Source organism: Undibacterium sp. Xuan67W, from assembly GCF_049340165.1.
In the GTDB taxonomy this organism is placed as follows: domain Bacteria; phylum Pseudomonadota; class Gammaproteobacteria; order Burkholderiales; family Burkholderiaceae_D; genus Undibacterium.
The window spans coordinates 1-16,934 of sequence record NZ_JBMPPN010000024.1; the positions used below are offsets into that span (position 1 = coordinate 1).

Consider the following 16,934-nt stretch of genomic DNA (forward strand, 5'->3'; position numbering starts at 1 on the left):
GATTACATCGAAGTGTTCTACAATCGCAAACGGCGACATAGTCATTTGAATCAGATGAGTCCCCTAGCTTTCGAGCAACAACAATTTGGAAGTTAAGAGTTGTCTACGAAATTAGGGGAAGTCCAGATGGTCATTTCACGCCACCGGTTCCTGACTGGATGGACGTAATTGCATTGAACTATGAGAACAAACAACTACGTAGTGAAATGATCGAGGCAATGCGTTTTTGGCTAACAGAATATCAGCTTGACGGCTTCCGCTGCGATGTCGCCGCGATGGTGCCTGTCGACTTTTGGAATGAAGCGAGAGTCGCACTCGACAAAACCAAACCCGTCTTCATGCTGGCGGAAGCAACCGAATTCCAATTACAGGAAAAAGCCTTCGATATGACCTATGGCTGGCAATTCAAGGACTTATTCAATGATATCGCTCAGGGTAAAAAATCTGCGAAAGATTTAGATGCCTATCTAAATGGCGAGGAAAAAAACTACCATCCAAATTCTTATCGCATGTTGCACATTACGAACCATGATCTGAATAGCTGGGAGGGAACAGAATTTGAACGACTTGGCGACGCGACAGAATCCTTCCTGGCGTTGTCAAATGTACTCAAGGGAATGCCACTACTGTATAGCGGACAAGAAGCCGGCAACACCAAGCGTCTAGACTTCTTTGAGCGCGACCCAATTCAATGGAAAGATCATCCGTTCAAGCAGCTATACACCAAATTATTTCAGTTGAAGAAAACGAACAAAGCATTGTGGAACGGACTTACCGGTGGTCAGCTAGTCAAAATCAACACGGGCAATGACGCCAATGTATTTGCATTTACCCGTCAAAAAGAGCATAACAAAATTGTGGCTATTTTTAATTTATCGAATAAAGAACAGGTAGCAATAGTCAGCCACGCACTCAAAGATAAGGGCATGGTTGATGTCATGTCAGGCGAAAAATTACTTACAACAGGGTCACAAAAATTCACTTTAAAACCTTGGGAATACAAAATATTTGCGAAATAAATAAGACAAATAGGTAGGCAAAATAAATAGATGAAATAAAGGGCAGATCATCTGCCCTTTATTTGCTTATGTATTGGTTACTGTATTAATTTTTGTCTTAATTCCTGTATTCGTTCCTGTTTTTATATTCCCGCTTTTACCCTCTTTTTACTGTTAGCCAGAATCAATTCTTACGCCTGAATTTGTATGCCAAACCACGCACCATAGGCTGGCAAACTCACTTGAGTGCCCTGCACATCACCGTGTAAGCGATGTCCGCTCATCGCCACATACCCAGAGACCTCAGGCCAGTCAAACGTGATGGCCTCGCTACCTAAATTAAATGCCGCAATCACACCGGGCATGCCATCAAGGCTGCGGCGTAATGCCAGCACAGGTTCTGGTGCTGCAAAGAAAGTGATATCGCCACGCGTCAGCTGAGGAATTTGCTTACGCCAGTGGAGAATATGGCGACTAAAATTCAGCGCCGAATCCGGATCAGATTCCTGAAGTGAGGCAGCGGCGGCACGATGCTCTGCTGGCACGGGTAGCCAGGGTTTACCTTCGGAAAATCCGGCATTGACAGAAGCAGCATCCCAAGGCATCGGTGTACGGCAGCCATCACGGCCTTTAGATTCAGGCCAGAAAGTAATCCCCACAGGATCCTGCAACACTTCATAAGGCAAATCAGCTTCAACCAGAGCGAGCTCGTCCCCTTGGTACAGGCATGGCGTCCCCTTTAACGACAACTGTATTGCGAGGACGAGCTTGGCGAATTCAGGTGTCGCTTGAGCACCGCCCCAGCGGCTCATCACACGCGTCACGTCGTGGTTGCCCACGGACCAGGAGGCACCACCACCAAGTACCCGCCGCTCGAACTCCTCAACCTGTGACCGGATGTGCTGCGCCGACTTGTCAGATGTCAGTAGGTTGAAGCTGTAGGCCATGTGCAGCTTGTTATTATCGGCGGTGTATTCTGCCATCACACCGAGCGCATCATCGGAACCAATTTCACCGATAGAAATTGCGTCGTACTCATTCAAAAGACAACGGACTTTTTCAAAGAACGCGAGATTTTCAGGACGAGTATTATCGTAGATATGTGCTTGCATGCCATACGGATTGACTGCGGAAACACTGGTCGTGTTTTGCTTTACTGCAGGAGGATTGTTACGTAGCTGCTGGTCATGAAAGTGAAAAATGCAGGCATCAAGACGGAATCCATCGACACCTCGTTCCAGCCAGAAGCGCATATTATCCAGATGCGCCTGTTGTACAGCGGGCTGATGGAAATTCATATCAGGCTGACTAGTCAGAAAATTGTGCAGATAATATTGCAGGCGGCGAGTATCCCATTGCCAGGCAGAGCCGCCAAAAATTGACATCCAGTTGTTCGGTGGCGTTCCGTCAGCCTGAGGATCGGTCCAAACATACCAGTCCTCTTTTGAATTAGTTCGGCTGCTACGGCTCTCGACGAACCACGGGTGAGCATCCGAAGTATGAGATAGCACCTGATCAATCATGATCTTTAAACCAAGTGTATGAGCACGTTGTATCAATCGATCAAAATCAGCCAGAGTACCGAACAAGGGATCCACATTGCAGTAGTCAGACACGTCATAACCAAAGTCCTTCATCGGCGATGTGAAGAACGGCGAGATCCATACAATGTCGACGCCGAGACTGGCGATGTAATCGAGTTTGGCAGTGATGCCGGGCAAATCACCTACACCGTCGCCATTCGTATCCAGATAGCTACGCGGATATACCTGGTAAATCACGGCTTCGCGCCACCAGTCAGTCCTGTCAGCAGAATTCTTGCCTGACTTTTGTTCCGATTTTTCGTGCAGATCGCTCATACCATGTCTCTTATTTTATCTATCTAGCAGGAATCAATTGCCTTCTATCAACAATTACTTAGCGCAAAGTTGTTTTACCAATCTCAGTTTAAATCAAATCCAAAGCGCTTTGAATTCTTCAAAGTATAATTCAAAGCGCTTTGGATTACTTGCATATTTACATGAATTCACAGAAATACTATGCACGGTTATGCATAGAACTGACGCAGGGAAACTCAGCCGGCAGATGGCTGAAAGCCGTGCAAGAAGTCCGCAAAAAATTACGCGGGGATTATTTACAAACGCCAACCGTCTCACCCGCCAGCAATACAGGTTGCCATAACACCTGAAGTTCGGATGGTGGCGTACCATCAAGTAAAGCGAGAAGCATCTCTATCATGCGGCTGCCTGCCTGATCAGGATGAGGCTGATCAATTGTCGTGACGTTGTAACCAGCTAGTGAATCTTCCATTTTGCCCCAGACAATGATGGAGATTGCTGAAGAAATTTCTATTCTGGCGTCAAGCAAGGCCCGCATTGCGCCTACGCCCGACATATGGTTATCGACAATCACGGCGCTCGGCATGGTTGCCCCGTTCAGGAGTTGCTGCATTGCCTGATAACCGCTGCGCCTGTCGATGGTGTTATCAAGCAGGTAGCGCGGATCGGCTTGCAACCCTGCATCGCTCATGGCGGTGACAAAACTGTTATAACGCTGCCTTGCAAAGTTCATCTCCAGAGGAGCGCTGATTAGCGCAATGCGTTGATGGCCGTGGGCAAGCAGATGCCTGACCGCGATACGCATTCCCTCCTCGTTGTCGTAATCAAACCAGGCATGCGGTTCGTTGACCTGCGTACGTCCGTGGGCGATAAAAGGCAAACCCTGTCCGGTCAGATAGGCGACACGTGCATCATTCAAACGGGTACGACCGACAATCAGACCGTCAACACGTCGTTCCTGCACCATGTGCTGATAGGCACGTAGCTCATTGGCAGGCGATACCGGCGCAATGATCAAATCCATCTGACGTTCTTCCAGAGTAGCCGACATACCGCCGACGATCTCCATGAACATAGGATCAGCAAGATCATTGGGTGACAGGGGGTGAATAATACCGACGACATTCGTCCGCCCTACTGCCAGACTACGCGCCATCGGATTGGGCCGGTAGCCTGCCGCATTGGCTGCCGCCATGACACGCTGTCGCGTCTTGTCACTAACCTCAGGATAGCCGTTTAATGCACGGCTTACCGTGGTCTCGGAAATACCCAGATGTCGTGCCAGGTTCTTAAGATTCATTGCAGTTTTCAATTTTTCACGCCGTTACTTCGCATTCTAATTGACTAGCGAGCTTTATCTGCTACTTGCCCGCCATGGAATTTAATGTAGTCAGCACTTTTCAGCTGATCGTCCGCGCTTTCCGTGATTGTGTACACATCTAATGTGCGAACTGCACAGCGACTGTCTGCGCGATATTTGCACGCCAGTCGACTATGATATTTAATTGCTTTTTTTGCGCATCCCATACAAACGGAATAGCACGCTGATTCAATTTTACTGCGCTCGGTTTGGACGACACATTGTGTACACAGACAGTCACTTTTCTGTCGAAAGAGTCGACATGACGTCCGAGTCGGTTAGCCAGATATAAGTTCAACTGCTGCGCAGAAAATGCACTGGAAAATTCCAGTAATTCATAACGTCCCTTTTCATATGCGGAAGACGTTTCACCATCGTCCTCATACAATTTTCCACTACCCTTCGTTACGGACGCATCATGGTAGTAATGTAAATTGAATGACTTAGTGGAATACGCTGTCGTATTTTGAATCACATTGATCATCGGAATAAAGGCACCCGCCCTGACAAATACTGGAATATGCGAATTAACTACCGGTAAGGATTGCGTAGTACCACCTTTGAATTGCTGATCCGTATAAAAATCAAACCAGTTGCTCTTTGCAGGGAAATAGATACTCGCTTCTTTTTCTCCCGCCTTCATGATGGGATGGACTAAAAAGTCATTTCCCCAAAAATAGGTATCGGCCACATTAAACAGCGCCTGATTTGCTGACTCCTCATAGAACAAGGGACGCATGAATGGCACGCCAAGCTGGTTGTTATCAAATGCCAGTGTGTAGTTATACGGCAGTAACTGATAGCGCAACTGAATCGCTGCTTTTGCTAACTCCTTCGTTTTTTGTTCACGCAAGACTGGCTCCGAGGCAACTTCCTCCTGAGCATGCGGACGGAACACTGGTTGAAATACGCCGTATTGCAGCCAGCGGGTATATAACTCGTCATCAAGGTTCGCTCCCACAAAACCACCAAGATCAGAGTGCATATATGCCATCCCCTGCATGCCCATTTGCAATGCAATTTCAGGCTGTGAGCGAAGTCCACCCCAAGTCCTGTTCACATCGCCTGACCATGGAATCATGCCGTAATGCTGTGAGCCAGAATAACCGGATCGCATCAAGATAAAAGGTCTTTGCCCGGGGAATTCTTTTTTATATCCATCGGCAATAAGTTTGGCCCATTGGTGGCCATAGATGTTGTGCATCTGATCGGCAGATCCGGTCTTATGTTGCAAGGCTGAAGGATGTACCTCAGGCTCCCCCAGATCACCCCACCAACCGGCAACGCCTTCGCTTTTCAAATTTTTATAAATATTCCATAGCCAGTTTTGTGCCGGAGGATTAAAAATATCGATCAGACCGGTATTACCGAAATAAAAATCATAGGTAAATGGCTTCCCACTTTTATCGGTAGCAAGAATATTTTTTTGTACCGCCTCGCTCCATTTACCAGATGTGGTCAGGATAAACGGTTCGGTAATCAATATCGTTTTAACACCTTTACCTGCGAAGTCCGAAATCATTTTTTTCGGATCAGGGAAATTGTCTTTATCAAATTCTAAATTTCCCAGAGTTCCCTTGACGTCCTTACCAAACCAGTACAAATCAAAAATAATCGCATCAACCGGAATCTGTTCCGCCTCAAATTTATCAAGAATAGAACGTGCCTCTGCTTCTGAATGATAGCCAAAGCGGCTTGCAAAATTCCCGAAGGTCCAGCGTGGAGGCAAAGGCTGCTTGCCTGTTAGATTTGTGTAATTACCGACGATTTCTTCCCAGCTATCCCCGGCGATGACCTGATACGTTTTACGACCACTGATCGTTTCGTACGCTAATACATTTTCTTTTTTACTATCCAGATCCAGGTAGCCAATCGGCGCATTATCGAAATGCAGACCATACATCTTTGAAGAGAATACTAAGGGCATGGCAAAGTTCATTTGCTCAGACCGCTCTTCATAACCGTAATGTGCCTTGTTGTACAAAGGCAGGCGATGACCGCGACGATTCATTCCCAAAGCGCGCGCACCAGCGCCGTACAGCGCTTCACTAGTATCCAGATTAAAATCCAGTATCTCAGTACCTTCTTTTTTTACATAACCATTTTTCTCGGAAAGTAGCTGCTTTCCTTTATAAAAATAACTAATCTGAAAAGGTGACTTGTTGATACTGACATGCATCTCAGCAACACGATATTCAAGCTTGCCGGGCATGATCGTCAGCTTGTGTTTTATCCCCGATGGGACCATGACGACGGCATGTGACGCCGGATCAAAGTTCTCACCATTTGGAATAAAACTTGTCTCCATAATTTTGTCAGAATATGGCTTGATGAGATAGCGACCATCATTGGTTTTAATCTCAAGATAGCTTGCTTTATCTGTAACGTTCTCTATCGTCCGGCTTATATTTTGTGCTAGTGCATTGTTCGCCAGCATAGGCGGAAATATGCTGATTACAGCGCACTGGACGCACTGGATTATTTGATTTTTTTTCATTGTGGAGAGCATAATCACTTGGCTTGATTTATTTTTTTACAAAATACATTCATTTGACTAAGCTGCATTCGCCTATTCGGCAGCGATTAAAATCACTGGCGCCTTCCCAGGAAACAAGGCCTTACCGTTAGCAACCATGGCACTCGTGCCAGAATAGTAGTCTTTGACTTTCTGTCCATCGGCGAAAACACCCGCCACACTAATCGCAACCGTCTTTCCTACCGGTACATCAAGCGCGATAACAACTCTGTCATTGATTCCGTTCGACTCATAGGTGCGTCTGAAGGTATATGGCTGCTCCGCTATTTTTTGATGGACACCTGCGCCCACCGCCGGATGTGCGTGACGGAACAGACCAAGCTTGCTCCAATGTGTGCGTATGTCTGAAAGACTAACTCCGTTACGTACGGCATGTGAACTCAACTCACTCCAGTTCATCGGTGAGCGCAAGTTTGCGTCACCTTCAGCACCGTCGACAACTAAGGCGCGGGCTGTTTCATCACCATAATAAATTTGCGCAGCACCCGGACTTAGTAATAATTTGGTGGCAGCTTCAAACGGTCGTTGACGCAAGCGATCAAAAGGTTCGCCATCATCATGCGAGCTGATGTAGTTCAGCACGGAATAGTTTTTTAAAGGGCCGTTTATTTTTGCGGAATAATCGCTGAATAAAGCTTCATATGACTGGTTCGCATCAGACTTGAAGCCGAAGTTAATCAGACTATCAAAGCCGTTGTTATAAAAATTAACGCGACTACCGCCATCCATTGTGTAATACAAACCTTCTGCGATACTGTAGCCGTAAACCTCCGCCGTCATGAAGAAAGGATCGTCGCTCAGTTTTTTGTCTGGATGTCGGTCCTTCCAATCCTCGTATGCAGTGCTGGCGACTTGCTTTAATTCTTTCCAGACAGCAGGTTCCACGTGTTTAGCAGTATCAGCTCTGAAACCATCAACACCAAATTTCTTGACCCAATCTGCATGCCATTTCATCAGGTAATAGCGCGGCGCACGCGGCCAGCCTGTTCGCTTGAAGAACTCATCAAGCTCTTTGACTTCGCGCTCATAGCGCCCCTCTGATTTCCATTTTTCTGTCAATGCTGGCGGTAACGCCACAACCTGATTACTACCAGTCAAAATGTCGGGAAGATTTTTGACTAAAGTGCAATTGACCGTACTGGCAACATCCTTATAGGCACATGGCGGTCCGGTACGAACCCAGGTATCCGGCCAGACCGGATCACTCGTGGTTACAGGTCCGGTATGATTCAACACCACATCGAGCAAAACACGAATACCATGCGCATGGGCAGTATCAACAAATTCACGCATATCGCTATCGCTCCCCAGGTTCGCGTCAACACGAGTCCAGTCCCGCGCCCAATATCCGTGAAAACCATAGGATTTTCCTGTCCCCTCATTCGTTGAGCCATGAATCTGTTCAACAGGCGGTGTCAGCCAGATCACATCAACACCGAGATCTTTAAAATAACCTGCCTTAATTTTCGCCGTGATGCCAGCGAGATCGCCCCCCATAAATCCCCGCAAAGGCGCAGCGTCGGCACGGCGGTCATATGCAAGATCGTTCGCAGTATCCGCGTTATAAAAACGGTCCGTCATCAGAAAATAGACTGTCGCGTTTTGCCATAAAAACGGAGCTCCAGTAGGATGAGTTGCAAGCGGCTTTGACACCTGATCGCCGGCGATAGCTGATGTCGAAAAACTCGCAAAAAAGCAAACAAGCGTAAATGGAATCGCAAAAAATTTCATGCGCAGAATTCCAATCAAATCGAGAGTAGATACGGTTAATGCGGCGCTCATATCCAGATAAGCGAATTGGCTATCTGGACAGAGCGGCCATTTTATTTTGTAGCGGCATCGTCTTTTACAAGCATCGTCAACAGGCCCGCCAGAATCATGCAGGCACCACCGAGCATCAATACCTTGACCGATTGATTGTTAAACCAATGTTTCAGCATAGCGCCAAGTACGACACCTGCCACGATCTGGGGAATAACAACGAAAAAATTGAATAGCCCCATAAAGTAACCCATACGATTTGCAGGCAAGGCTCCCGCCAGAATTGCATACGGCATGGTCAACACACTAGCCCATGCAATACCGACACCCACCATAGGCAGCAGCAACATTTGTTTGGAGGTGATTGCAAAGATGCTGATCAGACTGACGCCGCCAATAATCAGGCACAACATATGCACAAATTTACGGCTGGTCTTGGCTGCCAGCACTGGCAATATGAACGCGGCTAGCGCGGAGATACCGCCATAGACGGCAAACATAATACCGACCCAATTACCTCCCTCCTGGTACGCGGCAGATTGTGCGTCCGAGGTATGAAATACCGTATCGGTAATTGATGGCGTGGTGTAGACCCACATCGCAAACAAGGCAACCCAGGTAAAAAACTGCACAAGAGCCAATTGCACCATGGTCTTCGGCATTTTAGTAAAGCCGCCCAGAATCTCCGTCAATGCTTTACCGATACCCTGATTATCTTTACGCTCCTGACGGAATTTTTTGAGATCCGCCGGTGGGATTTCTTTGCTGGTAAATACAGTCCACATGACTGCCAGTGCAAATACGGCGCCACCGAAATAGAAGGCATATCTCACCGTATCGGGTATTGCGCCATTGACAGGCACATTACTGACACCGAGATAATCCGTGAAAATAGTCGGCAGCAAGGAGGCAATCACACCACCGCAACCAATAAAGAAAGTCTGCATCGCAAACCCTGCAGTCTGCTGAGAAGGATTCAGCTTATCGCCGACAAAAGCACGGAAAGGCTCCATTGAGATATTAATTGCAGAATCCATCATCCACAGTACGGCAACTGCCATCCACAACATACTGGAATTAGGCATCAGGAACATCGCAATCGATGCGAGCAAGGCGCCGATGAAGAAGAATGGGCGACGACGTCCCCAGAAGGCATGCCAGGTGTTGTCACTCAGATAGCCGATGATGGGTTGCACCAGCAAGCCCGTAATCGGTGGCGCCAGCCAGAACAATGCGAGGTCCTCGGTATTCGCACCTAAGGTGGAAAAAATCCGGCTGGTATTGGTATTTTGTAGCGCGAAACCAAATTGAATACCGAAAAAACCAAAACTCATGTTCCAGAGCTGCCAGAACGAAAGCTGCGGCTTGTTTGTCGATGTATGCATACTGCCAGTCCCCAATCTTTTTTTAATATTTTATATAAGCGATCAATTTACCCGGGCGAACTACCCTTAACCGGATGCTCGCCTGTCACACTATTTTTATAGTGCATATTACCATAGCACTATGTACCAAAACTACAAATTTAAATCTTCCGAGTAAAATTCATTCAAACGAATGATTTTATTCTTTAAATTCAATGAAACGTTCATTAAATAAAGCTATTTATGTAGCATTACTACCAAATAATTTTAGTGATAAAAAAATATATACGCCTAGTTCGATTTAAAAATAATCGTCTTGAGTCGCTGCAATTTCGGATACACCATGGGCACCGTTAGCATCGTACTGGCGATTGCCATCAGCAATAAGGCCGTGAAGGTTTCGTTGGTGATGATATTTTTATCGAGGAGGATATTGACAAAAATAATCATAATCAGCGCCTTGGTTTGCAACAACCATCCGATAATCGAGGCCTCTCCTTTTTCCCATTTAAGGATTTTCCCAGCGACCTGGATCCCGACTAATTTGCCAGTCACAGATGCCACCAGCAACGCAGCTGCGGCAATAAAAACAGTCGTCCCGCCGAGCGCCCAATTCGTTTTCAACCCTGTACTTAAAAAGAATACCGGCATGATTGCCAGTAGTACGTGATGACGCATTAAATCCATTTTTTCCTGATTAAACCAATGCGCGTCCATCACCGCGCCCGATAGGAAAGCGCCGACCATAAAATGCAGGCCAGCCCAATCCGCCGCAAAACTACAGGCAGCCAGCCAGATCAGGCCCACATACCAACGATCGCGTTCTTGTAGCCACACCATCAGCTTGCGAAAGCCATAGGTCGTGAAAGCAAAGATCAACAAGAAAGCCAACTGCCTTCCGACGCGCGCCCAGTCGAGCAAAATGATGGCAAGCACACCCCAGATCGCAATATCGTCGATACTGGCATAGCGCAGGATGCGCTGACCTATCGGTTGCCGCAGCACATCTAATTTTTCCATCAGCAAAATAAGGATAGGCAAAGCGGTCACAGCGCATGCCATGCCTATTCCCAGGATAAATTGCCATGTCAACGCCTTACTCCCCACCCATCCATCGACAGTCAGCATACCCACTGCGGCCACGCAGCCAAACAACAGAGGCATACCCATTGCCAGACTCGCCGTAATACCACTCTCGCGACGATGCTCCCAGGCCTTTTTTAGATCAAGTTCAATCCCGGCAATCATCACAAAAATCATGACTGCCCACCAGGCAATACCATTCAAAGACTGAATCACCTGAGGATTGAAGACAAACTGGTAATAGGTAGGAAATGCTGCCCCGAGAATACCGGGCCCAAGCAAAATGCCGGTAATAATCTGCACCACAACCAGAGGCGCAAAATAATCCGTCCGGCCCACACGCCAGATCAGATAAGGCACGGTAAAAATAACGAACATCGCGATCAGAAAAATTTCTGTCGTGCTCATGGCAATCGGCATATGTGTTCCAGCAATCAGAAAATTAACTTCGCAGGCAAGCCTTCATTAATTAACGCCAAACATTCAGCGCAAATCACCTAGCGCAAACCGGAGCAATGCACTACATATTAAGATTTTGCCGCGCAGTGATGGGCTATATACGCCGCATGGTCAGGCATGACATCGACGCATTTGGCGATGACTTCCCTGACACTCTCCATGTACTCAATAATGTCGGCCTCAGACTGCAGATCGACCAGTGAATGATAACTATCCGCTTTGAGATTCTGGCCTTCCAGCACCTGTAGCCAGCCCACTTCTGCAAATAATTCATTATCAATACGCAGCAGACGTCCACTGGTTTTAAACAAGTCCATCTTGTGCGCGAGCGTGTCGGGGATCGCCATTTCAGCACAAGACTTCCAGAAATTTGCATCATCACGTTGATTGAGTTTGTAATGAAGAATCACGAAATCACGGATGCGCTCGTATTCGAAACGGCTTTGGCGATTGTATTCACTGATCTCGGTCGGATTAAATCCCTGATTCGGAAAAAAATCGATGAGTCGTGAAATTGACGATTGGATCAAATGTATACTGGTTGACTCCAGTGGCTCCAGAAACCCGCTAGACAAACCGATGGCGACCACATTACGATTCCAGCCCTGCTTACGCATACCTGTATTGAATTTCAGCATACGAGGCTCTGCCAGCGGCTTACCATCCAGATTCGCCAACAGGGTAGCAGCTGCCTCATCATCACTCGTAAATTGACTGCAATAGACATGCCCATTGCCGATGCGATGCTGTAACGGAATCCGCCATTGCCAGCCGGCTTTGTGTGCAGTTGACCGCGTGTAGGGTGTCAGCATAGACGCAGATTCACAAGGCACAGCCAGAGCGCGATCGCATGGCAACCAATGCGTCCAGTCCTCATAACCAGTCTTGAGCGTCTGCTCGATGAGCAAGCCACGAAAACCAGAACAATCAATGAATAAATCACCTTCGATACGCTCACCGTTTTCTAAAACGACTGCATCAATATGGCCATCTATTTCACGCTGAGTTACTTGAGCAATCTTACCTTCACACCGATTAACACCTCGCGTCTCAGAAAATCTGCGTAAAAACTTTGAATACAGATTCGCGTCAAAATGATATGCATAGGCAATTTGATTCAGGGGGGAATTAGGAACATCGTGGCGCGCCGGCATGAATTTATTTGCCAACGCCGCCATACGAGTAATCGAGTATTCGCCCAGACTTTTTGCTTTGCCGAGGCTGCGCATTTTTTGCCAGTATTGATCAAAGCTGACCGTAAACAGATCCTGACCTATCGTACCAAATCCATGGATATAGCGATCCCCCAGCTTACCCCAGTTGACAAATTCGATACCTAATTTAAATGTGCCCTGCGTTTCTCTGAGAAATTCATTCTCATCAATACCGAGCACCTGATTGAATCGCTGAATCATCGGTATAGTCGCTTCGCCGACACCGACAATACCAATCTCATCCGACTCCACCACGCGGATAGAATACTTCCCGCGCAAGACAGTCGCCAGAGCCGCCGCCGTCATCCAACCGGCAGTACCGCCGCCGACAATCACCACATTTTTTATTAGAGAATTTTGCATGAACTTACCTTAGCGATTAATCAGCGTTCCATCATAGCAAAAAACCCCTGCCAGCCAGAGCCAACAGGGGTCATTCGTACCTAGGGTTTAGAACTTATAGTTCGCGCCGAGCAGGTAGGATCTGCCGTAGGTAATTTTGTTAGTAATTACACTTGGGTCATTAGCGTATTCCTGGAACGGTGTATTGGTCCAGTTGTTTGCCTGAAACAAGACCGACAAGCCTTTAAACCAGCCAGTCTGGAATTCGTAAGAAGCTTGCAGATCAATGATCGTCTCGCCTTTTACCATCGTCAACTGCTGATTATCCTGATAGTCGCTGACCTGACCCAGAAAGTCAGAACGCTTACGTGCAGCCCATGCAACCTGGAAGCCATTTTTCTCGTAGTACAAGCGCAGATTGCTAACGCGCTTGGACAAACCTGGCAGTGGAATATTCACCGCTGTGAATGCCACATTACCAAAACCAAATCCTGGCAAGGTAATCTCACTGGACGTGTCTGAATGATTGACCATGACGCCGAAACCATCCAGCCAAGGAGTAACCAAAGAGAACGGGACATTCAGCGCAACTTCAAAACCGCTGATATTGCCGCCTTCGCCATTACGCGGTGCCGTCATCAGACCAACCGTCGAACCTTTGTAAGCACCAGTCAGTGGCAATGGTGTATTCGCGCTTACATAAGGCTTGAAGTCAAATGTGGTCGGCGAACGATAGATGTAAGTATCCAGTTGCTTGTAGAAACCAGCAACGCTCAGGTAACCCTTTTTACCGAAATATTTTTCGTAGGAGATATCGAGTGATTTCGCACTAAATGGCTTTAGGTTTGGATTACCGCCTGTACCAACCAAGATAGGATTGGAACCTTGTGGATTCACGCCAAACTGATTACTGGCGCGCATGTCATCCATATTGGCACGTGATAATACTTTAGCCGCACCCAAGCGAATGAACTGCTCACTGCCGATATCAAAAGACACATTCATGCTTGGCAAAACATCAGAATAAGTTGTGCCGCCGCTGATCACTTTTGAAGGGCAAGTTGCCGCTGTAATTCCTGTGCAATTCGCTACATCGACCTGATTACCAGTCGATGACTGATCTGTACGAACGAATTGTGTACCGAAGTTACCTTTATAGTTCAAACCAAATAATTGCCCATCCAGATCACCCATCGCATAGGCAGTGGTAACCTTTTCATGCACGGACCAGTCTTTCGCCAACACAGAAGCGTCTATCCATTGTGCCAGGTCGTAGATAGAGCCAAGTGAATTGGACGGATCCCAAGAAGCAACTGGCAAACCAGTCGTACCGGCAGTACCGACTGCGGAACCTGGCATTGTTGCAGAAGCATAACCGCCACCACCTTTTACAACCAGGCGACCTTCCTGACCAGCACGGATTTTTTCACGGTCAGAAAAATTCAAACCAAAATGCGCAGCGACAACAGGGCCTAAGTTCAGGTCGCGACTTGCAGTGAAACGAATCGCGTCAGCTTTATCGTTCAAGGTAGGCAAAGCGACATAACCTGCCTGAGGTGTATTAGGACCACCACCCCAACCATTCACGTCTGTCAGTTTTGCAACAGCGCGGTCAGCATAGTTCAGCGATGTCGTATATTTCACATCATTGAAGTTACCGCCGTTAAAGCCTGTGTAGGAAATAGTTCCAAGTGACGTAGCATCACCAGGCTGTCCTGCAGTTGTTTCAAAACGTGAAGCGTTTTTATTTGCTTTGGAATGGGATAAATCTGCATCCAGAGTCCACTCATCTAACTTCAATGAGCTGTTCCAACCTATCGATGTCAGCTTATCGTCAGCGGACTCCTGATGATTTCGAACCACACCTTTGTAATTGCTGAACGTGCCGCTGGTAGCCACACCGTTGACAATCGTCGCGTTGGACAACACACCATTTGGATCATATCCACCCGCGGAACCGGCAATCGCACCTTCCAGGCCAGTTTTTTTCTGTGATGTATAGCCAGAAGAGTAGAAAATATCAACTGACGATTTGAAGTTTTTATTTGGCTTGAACTGCAAGGTCAAGGATGCGCCGTCACGGTTGCTCTTACCAGATTCTGTATCCGCCTTGAATCCGCCAGGCGCGGCAACTTTCGCTCCGTTGTAATCAACCGTCGGAGCGAAGCCACCCCATGAGTCAAATTTTTGCTGTGCGCCAGTATCTTCTTTGAATTTGGTCACACCCAAGGCAACACCGATAGTACGATCAGCAAATTGATCAACATAAGAGAATGTCGCTCGATCACCTGTACCCTCGGAAGGTGTCTGCACACCGGTGCGTTGCTTACGATAACTAGCCGCAATAACACGCTTGCCAAAATCCAGCGGCTGCAACGTATGTAAATCAATCGTCGCCGCCAGTCCTTGACCAACCAGGGATGCGTCCGGCGTTTTGTAGATCAAAACAGAACCCATGAGCTCAGCAGGGAACAAATCGAATTCAGGCGCGCGCGCATTGCCAGTGGATGCTTGCTCACGGCCGTTCAGCAAGGAGCCATTGAAGCTTGGCGCCAGACCACGAACACTGACGTCTGCAGCTTTACCAGAACTACGGCTACGTTGTGCAGTGACGCCTGGCAAACGTGCAATCGACTCAGCAACGCTGGCATCTGGCAACTTACCGATATCTTCAGCAGAGATCGCCTCAACGATAGAACTATTATTCCGCTTGATATCAATCGCGGCTTCAATACCTTTACGAATACCGGTCACAACAACCGTATTGGCATCCTCTGACTTAGCAGCATCAGCCTGTTGCGCATAAGCACTACCCGCCGACGCGGAAATCAATACTGCACATGCAGCAGCAATCGGTGTCACATTGAACGCAAAGCGATTGATGGCGACACTCCCATCCTGCTTCTTCTTAAAGCTAGTCATTACCCGTCTCCTTGATTTTTTATAAAAAACCCAACTCCAGCAGCAAATTCTTGGCAGCTCAAACTTTTTTTGTAACTATCGCTAACTTGATGCCCCAAACCGAGTTTGTACTAAAACTAAATTACATGTCAATTAATTTCTACGTAATTTTACGGAATAAAATTCCTTACTCTCAGAGATAAACATCTATGAACGTTGCGTTTGAACCACAGCCAACCTTAAATACTTATGTAGTCATACTACACAAATATTTTGTAGTGACTAGATTTTCCCAAAGCGCATTGGCTTTATTGTCATTTTTTTCCAAAGCGCATTGGATTTTTTGCAGTCTAAATGAAAACAATTCATCCCTTCAAACTGACTCCAAACATCTGCCGAAAATCATCCGTCACAAGGGTAATATTCGGGTGTGACTTACTAATGCTGTTCAGTTAAACCACATCCCTTGTTTCGTCATTCCGGCAAAGGCTGGAATTTAATGACGTTATTGCCAAAAGACACTGGATCCCTGCCCGCGCAGGGGCGACGACTTCAGGGTGAGGCCTCAATTGAACGACCTTGGTGTTACGCACCCTATTTTTTAAAAAAGAATTTTTATGGCACGTCTTAGTCTGCATTTCCCCGAAAACCAGTATTGCTACACCACCCTGCTCACCGTGCGCGTCACTGACATTAATGCCGCCAATCATCTTGGCAACGATTCGATGATTTCCATGATCTCGGAAGCACGCGCACGGTTTTTATTTGAATTTGGCATTGGTGAAACTGAGGCCAATGGCACAGGCATTATCGTGACCGACCTTGCAACAACATATAAAGCTGAAGCGCATGCACGAGATCAGTTGCAGTTTGAAGTCGGCGTGATGGACTTTAACAAATACGGTGGCGATATCACCTTCCGTATTACCCGTCCACGCGATAACAGCCTGATCGCTATGGCAAAATCCGGTTTCGTTTTTTATGACTACAAACAAGCAAGCGTAGTCGCCATGCCAGAAAACTTCAAAACCAAATTCCCGCTCGTTAACTGGCTAGCCTGATAGCACCCGCCTTTATC

General features: G+C 47.2%; 11 protein-coding genes. 3 read left to right on the forward strand and 8 right to left on the reverse strand.

Annotated features, from left to right (window positions below):
* A partial coding sequence (locus ACO0LE_RS17360; protein ID WP_422958693.1) for an IS3 family transposase occupies positions 1-96 on the forward strand: 96 nt, incomplete at its 5' end.
* 62 nt (positions 97-158) lie between these two features.
* Complete coding sequence (locus ACO0LE_RS17365; protein WP_422961602.1) at positions 159-1,019, forward strand: alpha-amylase family glycosyl hydrolase; 861 nt, start codon at positions 159-161, stop codon at positions 1,017-1,019.
* 170 nt (positions 1,020-1,189) lie between these two features.
* On the opposite strand, the gene ACO0LE_RS17370 is transcribed toward ACO0LE_RS17365, so the two are convergent.
* The 8 genes from ACO0LE_RS17370 to ACO0LE_RS17405 form a co-directional block, all read right to left on the reverse strand.
* Entirely contained in the window at positions 1,190-2,857 is a 1,668-nt protein-coding gene (locus tag ACO0LE_RS17370; protein WP_422961603.1) for an alpha-amylase family glycosyl hydrolase, read from the reverse strand.
* Between the two features lie 271 nt (positions 2,858-3,128).
* Positions 3,129-4,136: a substrate-binding domain-containing protein gene (locus tag ACO0LE_RS17375; RefSeq protein WP_422961604.1), complete on the reverse strand. Its 1,008-nt coding sequence runs from the start codon at positions 4,134-4,136 to the stop codon at positions 3,129-3,131.
* Positions 4,137-4,275: 139 nt separating this feature from the next.
* Complete coding sequence (locus ACO0LE_RS17380) at positions 4,276-6,633, reverse strand: TIM-barrel domain-containing protein (protein ID WP_422961605.1); 2,358 nt, start codon at positions 6,631-6,633, stop codon at positions 4,276-4,278.
* A gap of 132 nt (positions 6,634-6,765) precedes the next feature.
* Positions 6,766-8,463, reverse strand: coding sequence for an alpha-amylase family glycosyl hydrolase (locus ACO0LE_RS17385; RefSeq protein ID WP_422961606.1), 1,698 nt, complete (start codon positions 8,461-8,463; stop codon positions 6,766-6,768).
* Between the two features lie 92 nt (positions 8,464-8,555).
* A complete protein-coding gene (locus tag ACO0LE_RS17390) occupies positions 8,556-9,878 on the reverse strand; it encodes an MFS transporter (RefSeq protein ID WP_422961607.1) in 1,323 nt (440 codons plus the stop codon).
* Between the two features lie 270 nt (positions 9,879-10,148).
* A complete protein-coding gene (locus ACO0LE_RS17395; protein WP_422961608.1) occupies positions 10,149-11,348 on the reverse strand; it encodes a cation:proton antiporter in 1,200 nt (399 codons plus the stop codon).
* A 119-nt stretch (positions 11,349-11,467) separates the two neighbouring features.
* On the reverse strand, positions 11,468-12,976 hold the full coding sequence (locus ACO0LE_RS17400) for a tryptophan halogenase family protein (protein WP_422961609.1): 1,509 nt from the start codon (positions 12,974-12,976) through the stop codon (positions 11,468-11,470).
* Between the two features lie 87 nt (positions 12,977-13,063).
* A complete protein-coding gene (locus tag ACO0LE_RS17405; RefSeq protein WP_422961610.1) occupies positions 13,064-15,877 on the reverse strand; it encodes a TonB-dependent receptor in 2,814 nt (937 codons plus the stop codon).
* Between the two features lie 596 nt (positions 15,878-16,473).
* Between ACO0LE_RS17405 and ACO0LE_RS17410 the strand changes: the two genes are divergently transcribed.
* On the forward strand, positions 16,474-16,917 hold the full coding sequence (locus ACO0LE_RS17410; protein WP_422961611.1) for a thioesterase family protein: 444 nt from the start codon (positions 16,474-16,476) through the stop codon (positions 16,915-16,917).
* Positions 16,918-16,934 lie beyond the last annotated feature (17 nt).